This is a genomic window from Streptomyces sp. NPDC048612 (assembly GCF_043199295.1).
Lineage (GTDB): Bacteria > Actinomycetota > Actinomycetes > Streptomycetales > Streptomycetaceae > Streptomyces.
This window is the reverse complement of record NZ_JBICVV010000001.1, coordinates 239,135-255,595: the sequence shown is the minus strand read 5'-3', so window position 1 is coordinate 255,595 and position 16,461 is coordinate 239,135. Positions and strand designations below refer to the sequence as shown.

The window sequence follows — 16,461 nt, the reverse complement described above, 5'->3', positions numbered from 1 at the left end:
ACGTCTCCCGGCGAGTCCCGGCAGTACTAGGGAGTCGCCTTCCTTAGTCGCTCCTGAGGGTCCATGATGATCCGCCGTCGGACCACGACGGAGCGTACGGAGGGATGACGATGGGCCTGCGCGCGGGACAGGGCGTATTGCGCCGTAAACCGATCGAACACATGGAAGAGGCGGAGGGCACCGCGAGCGAGCAGCTCACCCGGGCGCTCGGCCTGTGGCAGCTGACCGCCATCGGCGTCGGCGGCATCATCGGCGCGGGAATCTTCACGCTGGCCGGCACGGTCGCGAACGAGAAGGCCGGCCCGGCGGTGCTGGTCTCCTTTCTCATCGCGGGTATCGCGAGCGCGGCGGCCGCGTTCTCGTACGCCGAGTTCGCCGGACTGATCCCGAAGGCGGGCTCGGCCTACACCTACGGCTACGCGGTCCTCGGTGAGGTGGCGGGCTGGTTCATCGGCTGGGACCTGCTGCTGGAGTACACCGCGATCGTGGCGGTGGTCGCGATCGGGATCTCCGGCTATTTCGGCTTTCTGCTGGGTGAGATGGGCGTCGATCTGCCCGCCTGGATGCTGGGCGCACCGGGCACGGGGGCGGGGCACCGGGTGGACCTGTTCGCCGCGGTGCTCTGTCTGCTGATCGCCTACCTGCTGACCCTGGGCATCAAGAACGCCGCGCGGTTCGAGACGGTCGTGGTGGGCCTGAAGGTCCTGGTGGTCGTCGTGGTGATCGCGGTCGGCTTCTTCCACATCAACACCGCGAACTACACGCCGTTCTTCCCGTTCGGGGCGAGCGGCGCCTTCACCGGTGCGGCCACGGTCTTCTTCGCGGTCTTCGGCTATGACGCGATGAGCACCGCGGCGGAGGAGTCCAAGGACGCCCAGCGCCACATGCCGAAGGCGATCATGTATTCGCTGGCGATCTCGATGGTGCTGTACGTGCTGGCCTGCCTGGTGCTGACGGGTATGCAGAACTACAAGGACATCGACCCGGAGAGCGGCTTCTCGTCGGCGTTCAAGTCGGTGGGGCTGAGCAGCCTCGCGGATGTCATCGCGGTCGGCGCGATCATCGGCATTCTGACCGTCATGTTCACCTTCATGCTCGGGGTGACCCGGGTGTGGTTCTCGATGAGCCGTGACGGTCTGCTGCCGAAGTGGTTCGCGAAGACCAGCCCCAAACACCATGTGCCGACCCGGGTGACCTGGATCGTCGGTTTCGCCTCCGCGGCCATCGCGGGTTTCCTGCCGATCGGTGAGGCCGCCGAGCTGACGAACATCGGCATCCTGCTCGCCTTCGTGGTGGTCTGCATCGCGGTGATCGTGCTCCGCTACAAGCGTCCCGACCTGCCGCGGACGTTCCGTACGCCGGGGATGCCGGTGGTGCCGGCGATCGGGGTGTGCTTCTCGATCTGGCTGATCACGTTCCTGGCGTGGCAGACCTGGGTCCGGTTCGCGGTGTGGTTCCTCCTCGGCCTGGTCATCTACTTCGCCTACTCCTACCGCCGTTCGAACCTGGCGCGGGCGCAGGACGAGGTGTCCGGCGCGGGCGACGACCGGGGGCCGAAGTGAGCCGCGCCCGCTGACCGGGCGCGGCCGGCACGGCGGGGACCGGCGGGGGTGCGTCCGCCGGTCCCCGCCCGCGCTCAGAAGACGAAGGGGCCGGGGGACTGTGCGGAGGTGGCCTTGCAGGTGGCCGTGATGCCCAGCACCACGACCTTCAGGGAGGTGGCGGACAGCTTGTCACCACTGGCGACGGTGCCTTTCAGCGGTCCGGTGGAGACCGGGCTGCCGGCCGGGATCGCCGGGTTGGCGTTGCCGCTGAACACCGCGGTGCCGGAGCCGTTCTTGGTGAGGGTGAGGGTGGAGGCCACCGAGTTCGCGCCGAGGGGTATGGGCGAGGTGATCGCCGAGGTGGAGAGGCTGATGGTCGCGGCCGTGCCGTTCTGGGTCGCGGTGAGCGTGGCCTTGCCGGAGCCGTAGAAGCCGCAGTCGAAGGAGAGGGTGGCGGTGCCGGGGGTCACCGCGGGGGCGGCCGGGGCCATCGCGAGGGTGCCCGCGGTGGCGGCGGCGACGCAGAGTGCCGTACGGAAGCCGGGCTTGCCGGGTCTGAGGTGCTTCATGAGGGGGGTCCGCCTTCGTGAGGGGGTGCAGGTCCATGGCACCGGCCGTCGAAGGGTGCGGGAGGTACGACAGGCAGCCACCCGGGGGCCGCCGACGGCCCCCGTGCCGACTCACGCCAGGAACTGACGGTGAGTCAGTGACCTGAATCGCTGTCCATTGAGGCACGGGCCCCTGAAGAGAGCAAGGCAGACCCCCATGATTTTCGGGGTGCCCGGCCGGTCCGGGGGCGCGGGCTGCGGCACGGCATCACGCGGGCCGCACGGTGGCTTCAAGAACGCGGCGCCGCCTGCGGGGGCGCTCCCGACAAAGACAAGTCCGCGGCAAGCGGCTCACGAGTCAGGCTCTCCCCGACGGTCGGCCGGTTCACCGGCACACAGCAACTCACCACAGTGAGGTGTCGTCCTCACTATGACATCTCACCTGGTGTCCTACGAGACATCATCCGGGCATCGTAAGGCACCCGCCGAAACGGCAAGTCGACGCCCCCACCAGCGTCTCCTCAAACCGGCGAACGGCATCAGCCCCGTGCCACGATGACGGCATGACGACCACGCACCACGGTCTCAACTCGCCTCCCGTACAAGGCCCTACGCCGCTCGGGCAGCCTGAGACCATCGGACTCCTCCTCAACCGTTCCCGACGCCCGAACCGTACGGTGCCCGTCCGCCGGGCCTTCCTCCAGAGGGAGGAGCGCGACGGCACGAAGTCCCCCGGCGCGCTGGCCGCGCTGGTGCGGCGCTCCGCCAAACGGCCCCTGGACCTCTACCTGTTGCTCAGCGCCGTCACCAGCGGCGGGGACTTCTCCGTCACCGAGTGGTCCACGACCTGGGCCCGGTCGGTGGGCATCTTCGACGAGACGGCGGGCACGGCCGCCGTCTCGCGCGCCTGGAAGGTGCTCAGGGAGCTGCGGCTCATCACCCGCGCCCGCGGCGAGGGCGGCAAGTCGACCCTCACCAAGCTGCACGAAGACGGCTCCGGGCGGCCGTACACGTCCCCGGGTGAAGGCCTGGGAGACCCCTACTTCCAACTCCCCTACGAGTACTGGGACAACGGCTGGCACCACACGCTCTCCCTGCCGGGGAAGGCCATGCTCCTGATCGCCTCGGCTCAGCGGAAGCACACGTTCACCCTGCCCCAGGAGCGGATACCCGACTGGTACGGCATCTCCGCCGACAGCGTCGGCAAGGGCATCCGCGAACTGTCGCGGCACGGCATCCTCGTGCACCTGGAGGACGAGTGGTTCGACACCCTCAAGACCCGGTCGGGCCGGGGCTCCCGGCCGGTCTACAGCCTGTGCCCGCCGTTCACCCCGCGTGCGCTCGGCGAGCCGGCCACCGGCGAAGGAGCCGCCATCGAGGCTTTCCGGGGCTGCGGCCCGAAGGAATGAGAGCCGCACCGCTCCGCATGTGGTTGGCGCCCGGGCGGAGCGGTGCGACCTCACCAGCACACTCACTGGATTTCTGGAGTACCCCTTGAACAAGCACTCCCCCGAACCTCCCGACACGGGACGTCCGGCTCCCCACCCTACGACCACCTGGCGCCGCCGTAGCCGTCGCTACCTGCGCCTCGCTCTCGACAACGCACTGAAGGGCGCCGCCTACGCCTCCGGCGGCGCCCTCGTCTCCTGGCTGATCTGGTGGCTCCAGACCGGCTGACCCCGCACGGCGAGCAGCCCCCGGCCAGGATGCAGGTCCGGGGGCCTCGCTCCGGATCACCGCCCGGCGCGGGCGGGCGACGGCGGCGGCGTGACGGGCACCAGGGAAATCCCAACACCCTTGCGGAGATGGGCATTTGCGCTCTCCGACCCTAGGATCACCGCAGGAGAAAGGGGGACCGGATGGACCGGCACATCCGCACCGTGGAGGACGTACTCAGGCTCCTGGACGGGCTGTTCGCGCCGGAGGACGACCGCTGGACGGGTCAGGCGGCCTCGTGGTGGGACGGCTTCTACGCGGACCGCGGCCGGCCGGTGCCGTTCTTCGTGGCGAAGCCGGACGAGAACCTGGTCAGCTACCTCGCACGCGGGCTGATCACCCCGGGCCGGGCCCTCGACCTGGGCTGCGGGCCGGGCCGCAACGCGCTCCACCTCGCCTCGCTGGGCTTCGAGGTGGACGCCGTCGACCTCTCACCGGCGGCCGTCGCCTGGGCCGGGGAGCGCGCCCGGGAGGCCGGAGCCGAGATCCGGTTCCGCTGCGGCGACGCCTTCGCCCCGGACACCGCACTCGACGGGCCGTACGACCTGGTCCACGACTCCGGCTGCTTCCACCATCTGCCGCCGCACCGCCGGATCAGCTACCTCGCCCTCCTCGACCGGGTGCTCGCCCCCGGCGGCCATCTCGCCCTCACCTGCTTCGCGGCCGGCGCGATGGGCTCCGAACTCCCCGACCGCGACTTCTACCGCCGGTCCGGTCTCCACGGTGGCCTCGCCTACACCCCGGAGTCGCTGCGCCGGATCTTCTCCGGCCTGACCCAGATCGAGCTGCGCCGGATGCACGACGAGCCGCCGGAGTCCCCGTCCTTCGGCGAACCCTTCCTGTGGACGGCGCTGTTCCGCCGCCCCGTCCGGCCGTGACAGGCGAGGAACGGGGACGGGCGGGGACGCGGGGACGGCTCAGCGGCCGCCGCCGCTGAGCAGAGGCTGTCCCTCCGCCGGCCGGGCAGCGTTCCGCGCCAGGTGGCCGGCGGCCGACTCCGCGAGGGTGCGGAGCGCCGGGTGCCAGGGGCGGTCCGGCGGGCCGGTCAGGACGAGGCGGCGCGAGGCCCGGGGCCGCAGCGGAAGCAGGACCAGGTCGGCGGGGACCAGCGCGCGGGAGACCTCGGACAGCACGGTCACGCCGATACCGGCCTGCACCATGCTGATCAGCGTCGCCAGGTCCCGTACCCGGTGCGTGGGCGAGAAGCGCAGCCCGGCCAGGCGGTGGAGGGTACGGACCCGGGCCTCGCAGCCGTTGGGCGAGATCAGGAGCGGGTCGTCCGCCAAGTCGCCGATGTCCACGGCGGGTTCGCCCGCGAGGGGGTGGTCCCGGGGCAGCAGGGCCCGGTATCCGTCGGTGGCGAGCTGGATTCCCGGGCCGGGGGGCGGGTCGATCAGGACGGCGGCATCGGCCGTCCCCTCCACCAGCCAGGACTCGACCTCACCGCTGTCGCCCTCGAAGACCCGCACGGTGATCCGGGGCTGGTCCTCGCGCCAGTGCCGCAGCAGGCCGGGGACCAGCCCCTGGCAGACCGTCGGGGTGGCGGCCAGCCGCACGGTGCCGGTCATGGTCCCGGCGGCCTCGGCCGCGAGCTGCTCCACGGACCGGACCGCCGACAGCGCCAGCCGGGCGTGCGGCAGGACCCGCTCGCCGAGCACGGTCGTCCGCACCGGGGTGGCACGGATCAGCAGCGGGGCGGTCAGCTCGCGTTCCAGGGAGGCGACGGCGTGCGACACCGCCGACTGGCTCATGCCCAGTTCGTCGGCGGCCGCGCTGAACCCGCCCGCGTCGACGACGGCGAGAAAGGCCCGCAGCTGGGGCAGGTTCAGGGGCATGCGCCGGCCTCATATCCCTATGACGGTGATGTGTTGGCCTCATGGTGCCAGGCTCGGTGACGCTTGCTCCGTGCCGCCGGCTCCGGCGGCCCCGAGCACCGACCGAGGAGAGCCATGCCGTACTTCCGGGTCACGGTCCCCGACCCCGACCTCCCCACCGACGTCCAGCGCGCCCTCGCCGAGGGCCTGACCCGGCTGGCGGTCACGGAGCTGGGCAAGTCCGCCGCGCGCACCGTCGTCCACCTCAACCTGGTGCCGCCGGGCCGCTATTACGTCGACGGCAAGCCCCTGGCCGGGGGCCGCGACGCCCATGTGGAGGGGAGTCTCACCGCGGGCACCAACAGCGCCGCGGAGAAGGCCGCGTTCCTCGCCGCGGCCGACACCCTGCTGTCCGACCTCCTGGGCCCGCTCCCCCGGTCCGGTGTGGCACTGCACGAACTGCACCCCGAAAGCTACGGCTACCACGGGGTGACCCAACTCGACTTCTACCGGCGGCCCGTGGACACACCGGCCACCTCCGCGGCGCCTGCGGCCCGCTGAGCCGTCTCCCCCGCCATTCGGTGCGTCCGGCTCCTCGACGGGGCCGGGTGCACCGATGGCAGGGACCGATCTCGGCGCTCGCCCCCGTGGGCCCCACCGGTCGGCACCCGCTCAGCCGCCCAGCAGCAGCCCGGCCGCCATCCCTGAGATCACCACGGCGGAGAGCAGCGCGGTGACGGCCCGCCCGCGTGGACCGGTCAGCGCCCTGCCCAGCACGGCGCCGCCCGCGGCCAGGAACAGCTGCCAGCTCAGGGAGGCGGTGACCACGGCGGCGACGAAGGCGGCGGGGCCGGCGACACCGGCGCCCGCGGTGTCCGCACCGCCGGCCAGCACCAGCGCCGAGAAGTAGAGGACCGCCCAGGGGTTGACCAATGTCAGCCCCAGGAAGGCGAGACAGGCCCGGCCGGGGCGTCCCAGGACGTCCCGGCCGGGGCCGTCCGGTGTGCCGCCCGTGCGCAGTGCCCGTACGGCCGTGCGGAGCGCCATGCCGAGCAGGAGGACGGCGGCGAGCACGCGCAGCGGGACCACGGCCGGGGCCAGTGCGTGGGAGAGGGCGGCGCCGCCGGCCACCGCGGCGAGCGCGTAGAGGCCGTCGGCGGTCGCCACCCCGAGCGCCGCCGCGGCACCGACCCGTAACGACGTACGGGCGGTCAGGCTCATCAGCGAAACGGCCAGCGCGCCGACGGGGAGGGCCAGCGCATAGCCCGCCCACAGGCCCGGGAGAAAGGCATCGGTGAGGATCTCGGTCATGCCGCCCAGCTTCGGGCGGGTCCGTGGTGGGGGTCCATCGAATGTTTCCGCAGGGAACTGTGCGGAAAATCCGCACAGTTGGTGCGGGCCCGTGCGTCTACGCTCCCCGCATGATCGATCCCCGGCTCCAGACCCTCCGCGTCCTCCATCAGCGGGGCACCGTCACGGCGACCGCCGAGGCGCTGCATCTGACCCCGTCGACGGTCTCCCAGCAGCTGCGGCAGCTGTCGGCCCGGCTGGGGCTGGAGCTCCTGGAGCCGGCGGGCCGCAAGGTGCGTCTGACTCCGGCGGCGCTGGCGCTGGTCGGGCACGCCGACGCGCTGTTCGTGCGCTGGGAGGAGGCGCGTGCGGATCTCGCGGGCCATGTGGACGGGGTGGCCGGGCGGCTGCGGATCACGGGGGTGGCGACGGCGATCGCCGGGGTGATCGCACCGGCGGCGGCGCGGCTGCGCGAGGAGCTGCCGCGGCTGGAGGTGGAGATCGGTGAGGACCCGGGCGAGAACCGCTTCGAGCTGCTGCTGGCCGGGCGGGCGGACATCGCCGTGGTGATTCCGGCGCCGGGCGGCCCTCCGCCGGACGATGTGCGCTTCGGTCAGCACCCGGTCCTGGCGGAGCCGCAGGATCTGCTGGTGCCGGCCGGGCACCGGTTCGCCGGACGGGCGGAGCGGGGGGTGACCCTGGCGGAGGCGGCCGGGGAGAGCTGGATTCGCGCGGGCGATCCGGACGATCAGCACCAGCTGCTGCTGACGGCCTGTGCCACGGCGGGCTTCACCCCGCGGGTGCGCCATCACGCGGTGGACTGGTCCGCGGTCGCGGCCCTGGTCGCGCACGGCTTCGGGATCTGTCTGGTGCCGCGGCTGGCGCCGGTGCCGGAGCGGTGTCCGGTCGTCCGGGTGCCGCTGCGCGGGGAGCCGCTGCCGGTGCGGCGGTTCCTGGCGGCGGTCCGGCGGGGCAGTGCGGGCCGGCCCCCGATCGCCCGCGGGCTGGCGGCGCTGCGCGCGGCCGCGGGCGAACGGGAGGCGAAGGGGGCCTGAGGAGCGGTGCGGGTCAGGCCTGCAGGGCCTGCCAGAACTCGTCGAAGGACATCTTGCCGTTGTGGTCGGCGTCCTTGGCGTTGATGACGGCCTCGGCGACCGGGCCGGTGACGAACGGGTCGCCCATCTCGGCCATCGCGTGCTTGAACTCCTCCGGCGTGACCTGGCCGTCGCCGTCCGCGTCGAACCGGTCGAACGCCGCCCTGGCCTTCTCCATGTCTGCCATGAGAGGTGCCCCCTTCGTGGTGCTGCGCAGTGCTGCGCGGTGGTGATACCTGGTGATCTGACCTGCGTACATTAGCGGACCGTCAACGGGCGTCCGGCTGCGCCCTCCGACGGGCCAGGTAGGGGGCGGTGCGGCTCCCCGGGACATCCGCGACCTCGGCGGGTGTGCCCGCGGCCACGATCCGGCCGCCGTCCGCTCCGCCGCCGGGGCCGAGGTCGATGACGTGGTCGGCGCCGGCCACCACCCCCATGTCGTGCTCGACGACCACCACGGTGTGCCCGGCGTCGACCAGGCCGTGGAGCTGACGCAGCAGCACCTCGGTGTCGGCGGGGTGCAGTCCGGTGGTGGGTTCGTCGAGGAGGTAGAGGGTGTGGCCGCGGCGGGTCCGCTGGAGTTCGGTGGCGAGCTTGATGCGCTGGGCCTCGCCGCCGGACAGCTCGGTCGCGGGCTGGCCGAGCCGCAGGTAGCCGAGGCCCACGTCCTGGAGGGTGCGCAGGCTGCGGGCGGCGGCCGGGAGGTCGGCGAGGAAGCCGGCGGCGGTGTCGACGGTCATCGCGAGGACATCGGCGACGGTGCGGTCCCGGTAGGTGATCTCCAGGGTGCCGGGGTTGTAGCGGGCGCCGTGGCAGTCGGTGCAGGGCGCGTACGTACCGGGCAGGAAGAGCAGTTCGACGGCGACGAAGCCCTCGCCCTGACAGGTCTCGCAGCGGCCGCCGGCGACATTGAAGGAGAACCGTCCGGCGGTGTAGCCACGGGCGCGGGCCGCGTCGGTGGCGGCGAAGACCTTGCGTACGGCGTCGAAGAGGCCGGTGTACGTGGCGAGGTTGGAGCGCGGGGTCCGGCCGATCGGCTTCTGGTCGACGCGCACCAGCCGGTCGATCGCCGCCAGTCCCTCGGCGCCGACGAGCTGGGCGCGGGCCATCGGCCCGGTCTCGGCCGTCTCCTCACCGGTGTCGGGCGTCCGGTCGCCGAGATGTTCCCGTACGGCCTCCGCGAGGACGCGGGTCACCAGCGTCGATTTGCCCGACCCGGAGACGCCGGTGACGGCGGTGAAGACGCCGAGCGGGAAGGTGGCGTCGAGGCCGCGCAGGTTGTGCAGGGTGACGCCGCGCAGGGTGAGGGTGGCCGCGGGGCGGCGCACCGTGCGTGCGGCGGGCGGTGCGGTGTCGAAGAGGTACCGGCGGGTGGCGGAGTCGGCGGCGTCGGCGAGCCCGGCGACGGGCCCGCTGTGCAGCACCTGTCCGCCGTGCTCGCCGGCGCGCGGTCCGATGTCCACGATCCAGTCGGCGCGGCGCACCACGTCCATGTCGTGCTCGACGACGAAGAGGGTGTTGCCCGCTGCCTTGAGCCTGCCGAGCACCGTGAGCAGGGACTCGGTGTCGGCGGGGTGCAGTCCGGCGGACGGCTCGTCGAGGACGTAGACGACGCCGAAGAGGCCGGAGCGCAGCTGGGTGGCGAGCCGCAGCCGCTGGAGTTCACCGGCGGACAGGGTGGGCGAGGGCCGGTCCATGCTCAGGTAGCCGAGCCCGAGTTCGGTGAGCACCTCGATCCGCGCCACCAGGTCGCGGGCCAGGGTGGGGGCCACCTCGTCGTCGGCCCGTGCGGCGGTGGGGCGCAGCAGGGCGGCGAGGGCGTCGAGCGGCAGGGCGGCGAGGGTGGCGATGTCGTGGCCGGCGAAGGTCACGGCCAGGGCCTCGGGGCGCAGCCGCCGCCCGGCGCACACCGGGCAGGGCTCGGCGACCATGAAGCCCTGGACACGCTTGCGCAGGGTCTCGCTCTTGGAGTCCGCGAAGGTGTGCAGCACATAGCGCCTGGCGCTCATGTACTGGCCCTTGTAGGGGCGTTGGATGCGGCCCACGTCGCGCACGGGGTGGACGGTGACCACGGGCTGTTCGTCGGTGAACAGAATCCACTCGCGCTCGGCCCGGGGCAGCTCGCGCCAGGGCCGGTCGAGGTCGTGGCCGAGGGCCGCGAGGATGTCGCGGAGGTTCTTGCCCTGCCAGGCGCCGGGCCAGGCGGCGACGGCGCCTTCCCGGAGGGTGAGCGCCGGGTCGGGGACGAGGGACTGCTCGGTGACGCGATGGACGGTGCCCAGGCCGTGGCACTCCGGGCAGGCGCCGGCCGCGGTGTTGGGCGAGAAGGCGTCGGAGTCGAGCCGTTCCGCCGTGCCCTCCGGGTAGTCACCGGCGCGGGAGTAGAGCATCCGCAGGGTGTTGGAGAGGGTGGTGACGGTGCCGACGGAGGAGCGGGAGGTGGGCGCGGAGCGCCGCTGTTCCAGGGCGACGGCGGGCGGCAGTCCGGTGATGTCCTCGACCTTGGGCGCGCCGACCTGGTGGATCAGGCGCCGGGCGTAGGGGGCCACCGACTCGAAGTAGCGGCGCTGCGCCTCGGCGTAGAGGGTGCCGAAGGCGAGGGAGGATTTGCCCGATCCGGACACCCCGGTGAACGCGACCAGCGCGTCCCTCGGGATGTCCACATCGATGGTGCGGAGGTTGTGCTCACGGGCGCCGCGCACCCGTACGTACGAGTCGGCCATCCCTCCATGATCGGGCACGGCCCGCCGTAGCCGTGCACCGGCGGGGTCAGCGCCCCGCCGTCAGCCCGTCGGCCGCGGCGCCCCGGCTCAGCACGGCCCTGCCGATGTCCTCGCGCACCCGGTCGTGCCCATGGGTGGTGGCGAGATCGCGTACCCGTACCCGCTTCCCCTGGGTGACGAGTTGCGGGAGGTACTCGGCGGCGGTGACCCGCCAGCGTCCGCCGGGGTGGTGCGGCGGCGCGAACCGGAAGCGGGCGAGGGTGCCCCCGTTGCCGCGCGGCTGCTGGGCGGCGCCGGAGAGCTGGTCGCCGAGGCCGTAGACGACCCAGGTGCCGTTGACCTTCTCGTACGGCTGGGGGGTGTGCGCGCCGGTGCCGACGATGAGGTCGATGTCGGGACGGCCGTCGGTCCCGGCGGCGGTGAGCGCCCGCGCCAGCCCGGTCTGCCGGGCGTCGGGGGCCGTCCGGAACTCCGTGCCCCAGTACGGGCTGACGACCACGACATCGGCGCCGGCCCGGCGGGCGGCCCGGGCGTCCGCGACGATCCGCCGCGCGTCGAGCCGGTTCACCGTCCACGGCGCGAAGGCCGGGCGGCGCCCGCCCCCGGCGTCGAAGGTGTACGCGAGCTGCGCCACCCGGGCGCCGCCCGGGGCCCGCAGCAGCGCCGGACGGGCGCCCTCGGCGGCGTCCCGGGCCGAGCCGGTGTGCCGCAGCCCGACCGTGTCCAGGGCCTCCAGGGTGCGCCGTACGCCCGGCACGCCGCGGTCGAGGGTGTGGCGGGAGGCGGTGGCACAGGAGTCGTAGCCGGTCGCCTTCAGCGCGGTGGCGATCTGCGGGGGCGCCTGCGGGGCGGGGTGACCGGGGAAGGGCCCCGCCAGCGGTCCCAGTGGCGCGTCCAGATGACACAGCGCCAGATCGGCGGCGGAGACCACCGGCCGCACGCCCTTGAGCATCGGCCGGTAGTCGTACCCGTCGTGCGGTGCGTCGCGCCGGGCCGTGGCGAGGACCTCGGGGTCGGCGGGGCGCACCTCCCCGGCGGCGACCAGGGTGAAGGGCCGGCCGGCGGCCCCGGTGACGGGGGCGCCGGCATGGGCCCGTGGGGCTGGTTCCGGGGTGGCCCGCGGGGCGGGCCGGGGGACGGAGTGCGGTCGGGTGCAGCCCACGGCCAGCGCCGCGAGCAGGGCGGCTGCCGCATACCGGGTGTACGCGCTCATCCCCGACAGATATCAGCAGGGACATGACCGGAAATGCCCCGCTACGCCGATGTCCGTGGCTCTCCCCCATACGGCCTCACGGCTGCCGCCCGCGGGCCGGACCGCTCACGGTGCCTCCGGCTCCGCGTCCCCGAGGGCCGCCGCCTCGTCCCGTACGGACCGCGCCTCGGCCGGACGGTCCAGCGCCGCCAGCACGTCACCGAGGGTGCGCAGGGCACCGGCGAGGCGGTGGCTGCCGAGGAGGCCGACGGTGGCACGGTGGAGGTCGACGGCCTCCTGCGCCTGCGGCAGCGCCTCGGCCGGGCGGTCCAGCTTCGCCAGCAGCTCACCGACGGTGTGCAGCGACACGGCGAGGCCGGCCCGGTAGCGAAGGTCGCCGGCTTCGGACCCCGTGACCCTCCGCCAGAGGCGGACGGCTTCCCGGGCGAACGGCAGTGCCTCCTCCGGCCGGTCCAGTTGCAGCAGCAGCCGGCAGCGGGCACGCAGGAGCAGAGCCAGTGCGACGCCACGGCGCGGGTCCGCGTCGGCCGCCGCCAGGTCACGGCGGAGGGCCACGGCTTCCGCGACGGGCGGCAGCCCGTCGGCCGGCCGGTCCAATTGGCCCAGCAGCTCGCCGAGGAAGCCCAGCGACCGGGCGAGGGCGATCCGGCGGAGCGGGTCCGCGTCGGACTCCGCCACCTCGCGGCGGAGCGCGACGGCCTCCTCGACGAGGGCCAGGGCCTCCTGCCGCCGGTCGTCCTGCTTCCGCCGGACGGCCTGGTAGTGCAGGGCGGCGGCGAGGGCGGGGCGCCGGCGGCCGGGGTCGGCCCCGGCCAGGTCACGGTAGAAGGCGACGAGGTCCCCGGGCTCCGCCGTCAGGGCGGTGGCTTCGTCCCGTGCGGCCTGCGCCGCGGCCGGCCGGACCAGTGCCGTCAGCAGTGCGGCGCGCGTGCCCAGGCACTCCGCGAGGACGGTGCGATGGCGGGCGAGTTCGGTTTCTGCCAGGGGACGGCAGAGGTCGACGGCTTCCTCGGCGTGCGGCAGGGCCTCGGCCGGGCGCTCCACCTTCGCCAGCAGCTCGCCCAGGGTGCACAGGGACCGCGCGAGCGCGAGGCGGTAGCGCGGGTCCGGGTCGGTCTCCGCCCGGCCGCGGTAGGTGGCGACGGCCTTCCTGGCCGCCCGGAGCTGTCCGCCCCACCGCAGCCTCGCCGGCATCGCGCCCCATCGGCGTCCCTCTCTCCGCACCATCACGTCACCGTTCCCGGAACCGGCCCGCCGGCCGCGCTCCGTCCGTCGCATGCGTGGGTGGCCGGCGGGCCCGGCGCCACGGACCGGAACCGCCGCGCCCCGGCCGGGCCGCCCGGGAGCAGGAACGCGACCGGCACCCCGGCCGCAGGCCACCACCGTCAGACTGCGGCCAGCCTTGACCAGCACCACGGCCGCCAGCGACCGCCATGCGGGTAGTCCGTCGAGGCCACGCCGCCACCCGGGGGGCGAGTGTCCGGCCTGCTGGGGCCTGTCCGGTCAACCCGACACCGACCGCCGGACAGGCCCTAGCCTCAGCTGTATGAGCAGTGACTCCCCGGGCCCGGTGAGCGGTGACTCCCCGCAGGGCCGTACGCCGGTTCATGTGACGGTGTGGGACGAGGCGGGGCCCGGGGCGCCGCGGGCGGTGCTGGTGCACGGCACGATGAGCTGGGGCACGGAGTGCTTCGCGGCACAGCGGCCGCTGGCCCGGATGTTCCGGCTCGAACTCGTCGACCGGCGCGGTTTCGGTGACAGCCCGGACATCGAACGGAGCGACTACACGGTCGACGCCGAGGATATCGGCCGACTTCTGTACCACGGAGCCCACTTGGTCGGCCATTCCTACGGTGCGGCCGCCGCCATGCTGGCCGCGTCGGCCCGCCCGGAGGCGGTGCGGTCGCTCACCCTCATCGAGCCGTCCCCGCTGCGCACCGCGGCCGCCGACCCGACCGTGGCGGCGGCGCTGGAGCGCATCCGCGCCGCGTTCGGCGACCTCGACGAGGAGCTGGGCCCCGAGGAGTACCTGCGGCGCTCCACCGAGCCGTACGGGCTGCCGGTGCCCGAACCGACCCCGCGGCTGCTGCGCGCGGTGCGGTCGGCGATGCGTGAACGTCCCGTGTGGGACGCGGAGTTGCCGCTCGGCCCGCTGGCGGCGGCCACCCTGCCCAAGACCGTCCTCAACGGGACCTGGGAGACCGCCCACCCCGGCCACCGGGAGTTCTCCGGCCGGGCGCTGATGGCCTGCGGCGCGTACCTCGCCGGGGCGATCGGCGCCCGCCATGTGCGGGTGAGCGGCGCCGGGCACGCGCCGCACCAGGACCGGCCCGCGGAGGTGAACGCCCTGCTCACCCGGCTGTGGCGGAGCTGACCGGGCGGCCGGGACCGGGGCGGGACGGGAGGCGGTCCGTGGCGGCCGCCCTCAGGCGACCTCGATGCGTCCGCCCTCAGGCGACCTCGATGCCGTACTCCTGCACCAGCGCCTCCAGGCCACCGGGGAAGCCCTTGCCGCCCCCCACGAAGTCCCAGTCGCCACCCGTCCGTTGCCGGAACGAGCCGAGCACCAGCGCGGTCTCACCGCGCCGCCCCTCCGAGACCGCCAGTTGCCCCAGCTCCTCCCCCGACGCGTCCAGCAGCCGGATACGGGCGTCGGTGAAGCCGGAGAGATCGGCGTCGGGGTTGGCCTGGGGGTCGATCGCTGCGACCAGGACCAGCCGGTCGGCGTCCGGCGGGAGCGCCTCGAACCGCACCTGCATCGCGGCCCGGTCGGGCGCGAAACCGGGCAGCATCCGGACCGAGCCGTCCGGGTTGCGCGGGTTGTTGTAGAAGACGAACTGGTCCTCGCTCAGCACGCTGGTCCCCTTGCACACCAGGGCGCAGACATCGAGGGCGACCTCGCCGGACCAGTTCATGCCGAGGATGTTGTGGTCCGGCGCCTCGTCGGCCGCGGCGGGACCGGCGGGCGCGTCCGTGCCGAGCCGCCCGCGCAGCCCGTACCGGCCGAGCAGGTTGACGAGTTCGGAGCCGGCGATCAGGCTGAGCGGCTTGCCGTTGGCGAAGGTGTGGGAGCCGGGGCCGAAACGGGAGGTCGTCACCAGTACGCCCTTGTTGGCGCCCTCGGCCTGGACAGTGCCGTAGAGGTCACGGACGGCAGTCGGCGGGACGGTGTGCCGGTAGCGCTTCACCTGCACCACGATCTTGCCGCCCCGGATCGGGTCGGGGTCCAGCGCGTCCACGTCGACCCCGCCGTCACCGGAGCGCTGGGTGGTCACGGCCTGCATGCCCATCGCGCGGAACAGCTCGGCGACCAGGTTCTCGAACGCGACCGGGTCCATCTCGTACAGATCCGGTGCGCCGTCCGTGCCGTGGGCGACGACCTCGCCCCCGACCTCGCCCGGAAGGCGTGCGGGGCGTACGGGGGTCCGCTGGTCGGGACGCGCGGCGAGCTGCCCGCGCAACCCCTCGGTGAGACACTCCACCGCGCTGACCTGCGCGAGGTGGAAGGCGTCGAAGGCGCTGCGGGGCGCCATGACGCTCGCGAGATACACCTGGGCCGGACGGCCGGTCACCGGGTCAACCTCGTCCACGAACCCGTTCAGGGCCACCGAGTCCAGCGTGCCGTAGGTGTCGGCGGCGAAGAGGTCGCGCAACACCAGCAGCACGCTCTGGGCCAGCACATCGCGGTAGAGCGCCCGGCGCTGCGCGGCCGGCCGGGCGGTCTCCTTCTCCTGGTCGACGCTGGGCAGGTACCGGACGTATCTGGCGGCCGGCACGATGTCGTAGCCGGGGAGCTCCCAGTCCAGGACGAGCTGCCGGGCCGCCGGGTCATAGGCGGCGGCGAGCTGCCGGGGGAAGCCCTCCGGCCAGGCCGTGGAGGAGTAGAGCGCGGCGGAGAAGTACTCCACGGCGGCGTCCGGGTCGCCGTCGCGCAGGCCGTCCAGCAGCTCCGCCATCCCGTCGTTGTGCTGCCGGATGCCGGTGAGCGTGCCGGTGGCCCACTGGTCGTACTGCTGCCGGTAGGCCGCGAGTTGGGTCTGCCGCCGGCTCTCGGCGGCCTGTGCGGCATACCGGTCCTGCTCGTAGCGGGCGCGGGCCTCGCCCTCGGCGCGGTCGCGGCGGTCGCCGACCTGCCAGTCGCCCGGCGGCGCCTGATAGCGCGCCGGGTCGGGCATCGGTACCGGGGTGGCGAGGGCGCCGGGCGCGAACTCCTCGATGTGCTCGGGGCGCAGCAGCGCGTCGGGGGTGAACGCGGGGGTCCGGCAGCCTTCCGCGAGGAGGCCGGTCAGCACGGCGACCCGGCCGTCCAGCTCCTCGGTACGGCGCCGGGCGTCGGCCTCGCGCTGCTGCCGGTAGGCCGCCTGCCGCTCGCGGTGCATCCGGGCCATCGCGCGCTCGGCGTCCCGGGCCTGCCGTTCCTGGTCGCGCTGCTGCTGGGCCCGCGCGCGGCGCTGGGCTTCCTCCCGGCGCTGCTGCTGCCGCTGCGCCTCGGCCCAGATGGCCATCAACCCATGGGAAC

General features: G+C 73.8%; 15 protein-coding genes. 7 read left to right on the top strand and 8 right to left on the bottom strand.

Translation table 11 applies throughout. The annotated features are described in order from the left end of the window. The first annotated feature begins 110 nt into the window (after positions 1-110). Positions 111-1,562, top strand: a complete 1,452-nt coding sequence (locus ACGFN2_RS01000; RefSeq protein ID WP_393357150.1) for an amino acid permease — start codon at positions 111-113, stop codon at positions 1,560-1,562. Positions 1,563-1,636: 74 nt separating this feature from the next. Here ACGFN2_RS01000 and ACGFN2_RS00995 read toward each other — a convergent pair whose 3' ends face one another. Beyond that, a complete protein-coding gene (locus tag ACGFN2_RS00995) occupies positions 1,637-2,113 on the bottom strand; it encodes a hypothetical protein (RefSeq protein WP_393356507.1) in 477 nt (158 codons plus the stop codon). Between the two features lie 542 nt (positions 2,114-2,655). On the opposite strand from ACGFN2_RS00995, the gene ACGFN2_RS00990 reads away from it, so the two are divergent. The 3 genes from ACGFN2_RS00990 (at position 2,656) to ACGFN2_RS00980 (ending at position 4,686) form a co-directional block, all read left to right on the top strand. Next, a complete protein-coding gene (locus tag ACGFN2_RS00990; protein WP_393356505.1) occupies positions 2,656-3,501 on the top strand; it encodes a hypothetical protein in 846 nt (281 codons plus the stop codon). 85 nt (positions 3,502-3,586) lie between these two features. After that, positions 3,587-3,769: a hypothetical protein gene (locus ACGFN2_RS00985; RefSeq protein ID WP_393356503.1), complete on the top strand. Its 183-nt coding sequence runs from the start codon at positions 3,587-3,589 to the stop codon at positions 3,767-3,769. A gap of 182 nt (positions 3,770-3,951) precedes the next feature. Further along, the gene (locus ACGFN2_RS00980) at positions 3,952-4,686 is read left to right on the top strand and encodes a class I SAM-dependent methyltransferase (protein WP_393356501.1); all 735 of its coding nucleotides are present in this window, start codon (positions 3,952-3,954) and stop codon (positions 4,684-4,686) included. Between the two features lie 39 nt (positions 4,687-4,725). Here ACGFN2_RS00980 and ACGFN2_RS00975 read toward each other — a convergent pair whose 3' ends face one another. Further along, positions 4,726-5,643, bottom strand: coding sequence for a LysR family transcriptional regulator (locus ACGFN2_RS00975; protein ID WP_393356499.1), 918 nt, complete (start codon positions 5,641-5,643; stop codon positions 4,726-4,728). Positions 5,644-5,757: 114 nt separating this feature from the next. Between ACGFN2_RS00975 and ACGFN2_RS00970 the strand changes: the two genes are divergently transcribed. Then, positions 5,758-6,183 carry a 4-oxalocrotonate tautomerase family protein gene (locus ACGFN2_RS00970; RefSeq protein ID WP_393356497.1) on the top strand — a complete coding sequence of 142 codons (426 nt, stop codon included), beginning with the start codon at positions 5,758-5,760 and terminating at the stop codon, positions 6,181-6,183. A 111-nt stretch (positions 6,184-6,294) separates the two neighbouring features. On the opposite strand, the gene ACGFN2_RS00965 is transcribed toward ACGFN2_RS00970, so the two are convergent. After that, a complete protein-coding gene (locus ACGFN2_RS00965) occupies positions 6,295-6,933 on the bottom strand; it encodes a LysE family transporter (protein ID WP_393356495.1) in 639 nt (212 codons plus the stop codon). A 110-nt stretch (positions 6,934-7,043) separates the two neighbouring features. On the opposite strand from ACGFN2_RS00965, the gene ACGFN2_RS00960 reads away from it, so the two are divergent. Next, a complete protein-coding gene (locus ACGFN2_RS00960; protein ID WP_393356493.1) occupies positions 7,044-7,967 on the top strand; it encodes a LysR family transcriptional regulator in 924 nt (307 codons plus the stop codon). A gap of 13 nt (positions 7,968-7,980) precedes the next feature. On the opposite strand, the gene ACGFN2_RS00955 is transcribed toward ACGFN2_RS00960, so the two are convergent. The 4 genes from ACGFN2_RS00955 to ACGFN2_RS00940 all read right to left on the bottom strand — a co-directional run bounded on the left by ACGFN2_RS00955 (position 7,981) and on the right by ACGFN2_RS00940 (position 13,136). Continuing rightward, positions 7,981-8,193, bottom strand: a complete 213-nt coding sequence (locus ACGFN2_RS00955; RefSeq protein ID WP_362606713.1) for an EF-hand domain-containing protein — start codon at positions 8,191-8,193, stop codon at positions 7,981-7,983. Between the two features lie 82 nt (positions 8,194-8,275). Next, positions 8,276-10,729 carry an excinuclease ABC subunit UvrA gene (gene uvrA / locus ACGFN2_RS00950; protein ID WP_393356491.1) on the bottom strand — a complete coding sequence of 818 codons (2,454 nt, stop codon included), beginning with the start codon at positions 10,727-10,729 and terminating at the stop codon, positions 8,276-8,278. A 46-nt stretch (positions 10,730-10,775) separates the two neighbouring features. Then, a complete protein-coding gene (locus ACGFN2_RS00945) occupies positions 10,776-11,942 on the bottom strand; it encodes a CapA family protein (RefSeq protein ID WP_393356489.1) in 1,167 nt (388 codons plus the stop codon). Between the two features lie 105 nt (positions 11,943-12,047). After that, positions 12,048-13,136, bottom strand: coding sequence for a tetratricopeptide repeat protein (locus ACGFN2_RS00940; protein ID WP_393356487.1), 1,089 nt, complete (start codon positions 13,134-13,136; stop codon positions 12,048-12,050). Positions 13,137-13,488: 352 nt separating this feature from the next. On the opposite strand from ACGFN2_RS00940, the gene ACGFN2_RS00935 reads away from it, so the two are divergent. Beyond that, positions 13,489-14,316 carry an alpha/beta fold hydrolase gene (locus ACGFN2_RS00935; RefSeq protein ID WP_393356485.1) on the top strand — a complete coding sequence of 276 codons (828 nt, stop codon included), beginning with the start codon at positions 13,489-13,491 and terminating at the stop codon, positions 14,314-14,316. 76 nt (positions 14,317-14,392) lie between these two features. Here the strand turns inward: ACGFN2_RS00935 and ACGFN2_RS00930 are convergent, their stop codons facing one another. After that, a complete protein-coding gene (locus tag ACGFN2_RS00930) occupies positions 14,393-16,447 on the bottom strand; it encodes a restriction endonuclease (protein WP_393356483.1) in 2,055 nt (684 codons plus the stop codon). Positions 16,448-16,461: the final 14 nt, after the last annotated feature.

Excerpts from the sequence above, each read along its gene's own strand:
- ACGFN2_RS01000 (WP_393357150.1), top strand. The coding sequence starts at position 111 with ATGGGCCTGCGCGCGGGACAGGGCGTATTGCGCCGTAAACCGATCGAA.
- ACGFN2_RS00995 (WP_393356507.1), bottom strand. The coding sequence starts at position 2,113 with ATGAAGCACCTCAGACCCGGCAAGCCCGGCTTCCGTACGGCACTCTGC.
- ACGFN2_RS00990 (WP_393356505.1), top strand. The coding sequence starts at position 2,656 with ATGACGACCACGCACCACGGTCTCAACTCGCCTCCCGTACAAGGCCCT.
- ACGFN2_RS00980 (WP_393356501.1), top strand. The coding sequence starts at position 3,952 with ATGGACCGGCACATCCGCACCGTGGAGGACGTACTCAGGCTCCTGGAC.
- ACGFN2_RS00975 (WP_393356499.1), bottom strand. The coding sequence starts at position 5,643 with ATGCCCCTGAACCTGCCCCAGCTGCGGGCCTTTCTCGCCGTCGTCGAC.
- ACGFN2_RS00970 (WP_393356497.1), top strand. The coding sequence starts at position 5,758 with ATGCCGTACTTCCGGGTCACGGTCCCCGACCCCGACCTCCCCACCGAC.
- ACGFN2_RS00965 (WP_393356495.1), bottom strand. The coding sequence starts at position 6,933 with ATGACCGAGATCCTCACCGATGCCTTTCTCCCGGGCCTGTGGGCGGGC.
- ACGFN2_RS00960 (WP_393356493.1), top strand. The coding sequence starts at position 7,044 with ATGATCGATCCCCGGCTCCAGACCCTCCGCGTCCTCCATCAGCGGGGC.
- ACGFN2_RS00955 (WP_362606713.1), bottom strand. The coding sequence starts at position 8,193 with ATGGCAGACATGGAGAAGGCCAGGGCGGCGTTCGACCGGTTCGACGCG.
- uvrA (WP_393356491.1), bottom strand. The coding sequence starts at position 10,729 with ATGGCCGACTCGTACGTACGGGTGCGCGGCGCCCGTGAGCACAACCTC.
- ACGFN2_RS00945 (WP_393356489.1), bottom strand. The coding sequence starts at position 11,942 with ATGAGCGCGTACACCCGGTATGCGGCAGCCGCCCTGCTCGCGGCGCTG.
- ACGFN2_RS00940 (WP_393356487.1), bottom strand. The coding sequence starts at position 13,136 with ATGCCGGCGAGGCTGCGGTGGGGCGGACAGCTCCGGGCGGCCAGGAAG.
- ACGFN2_RS00935 (WP_393356485.1), top strand. The coding sequence starts at position 13,489 with ATGAGCAGTGACTCCCCGGGCCCGGTGAGCGGTGACTCCCCGCAGGGC.
- ACGFN2_RS00930 (WP_393356483.1), bottom strand. The coding sequence starts at position 16,447 with ATGGCCATCTGGGCCGAGGCGCAGCGGCAGCAGCAGCGCCGGGAGGAA.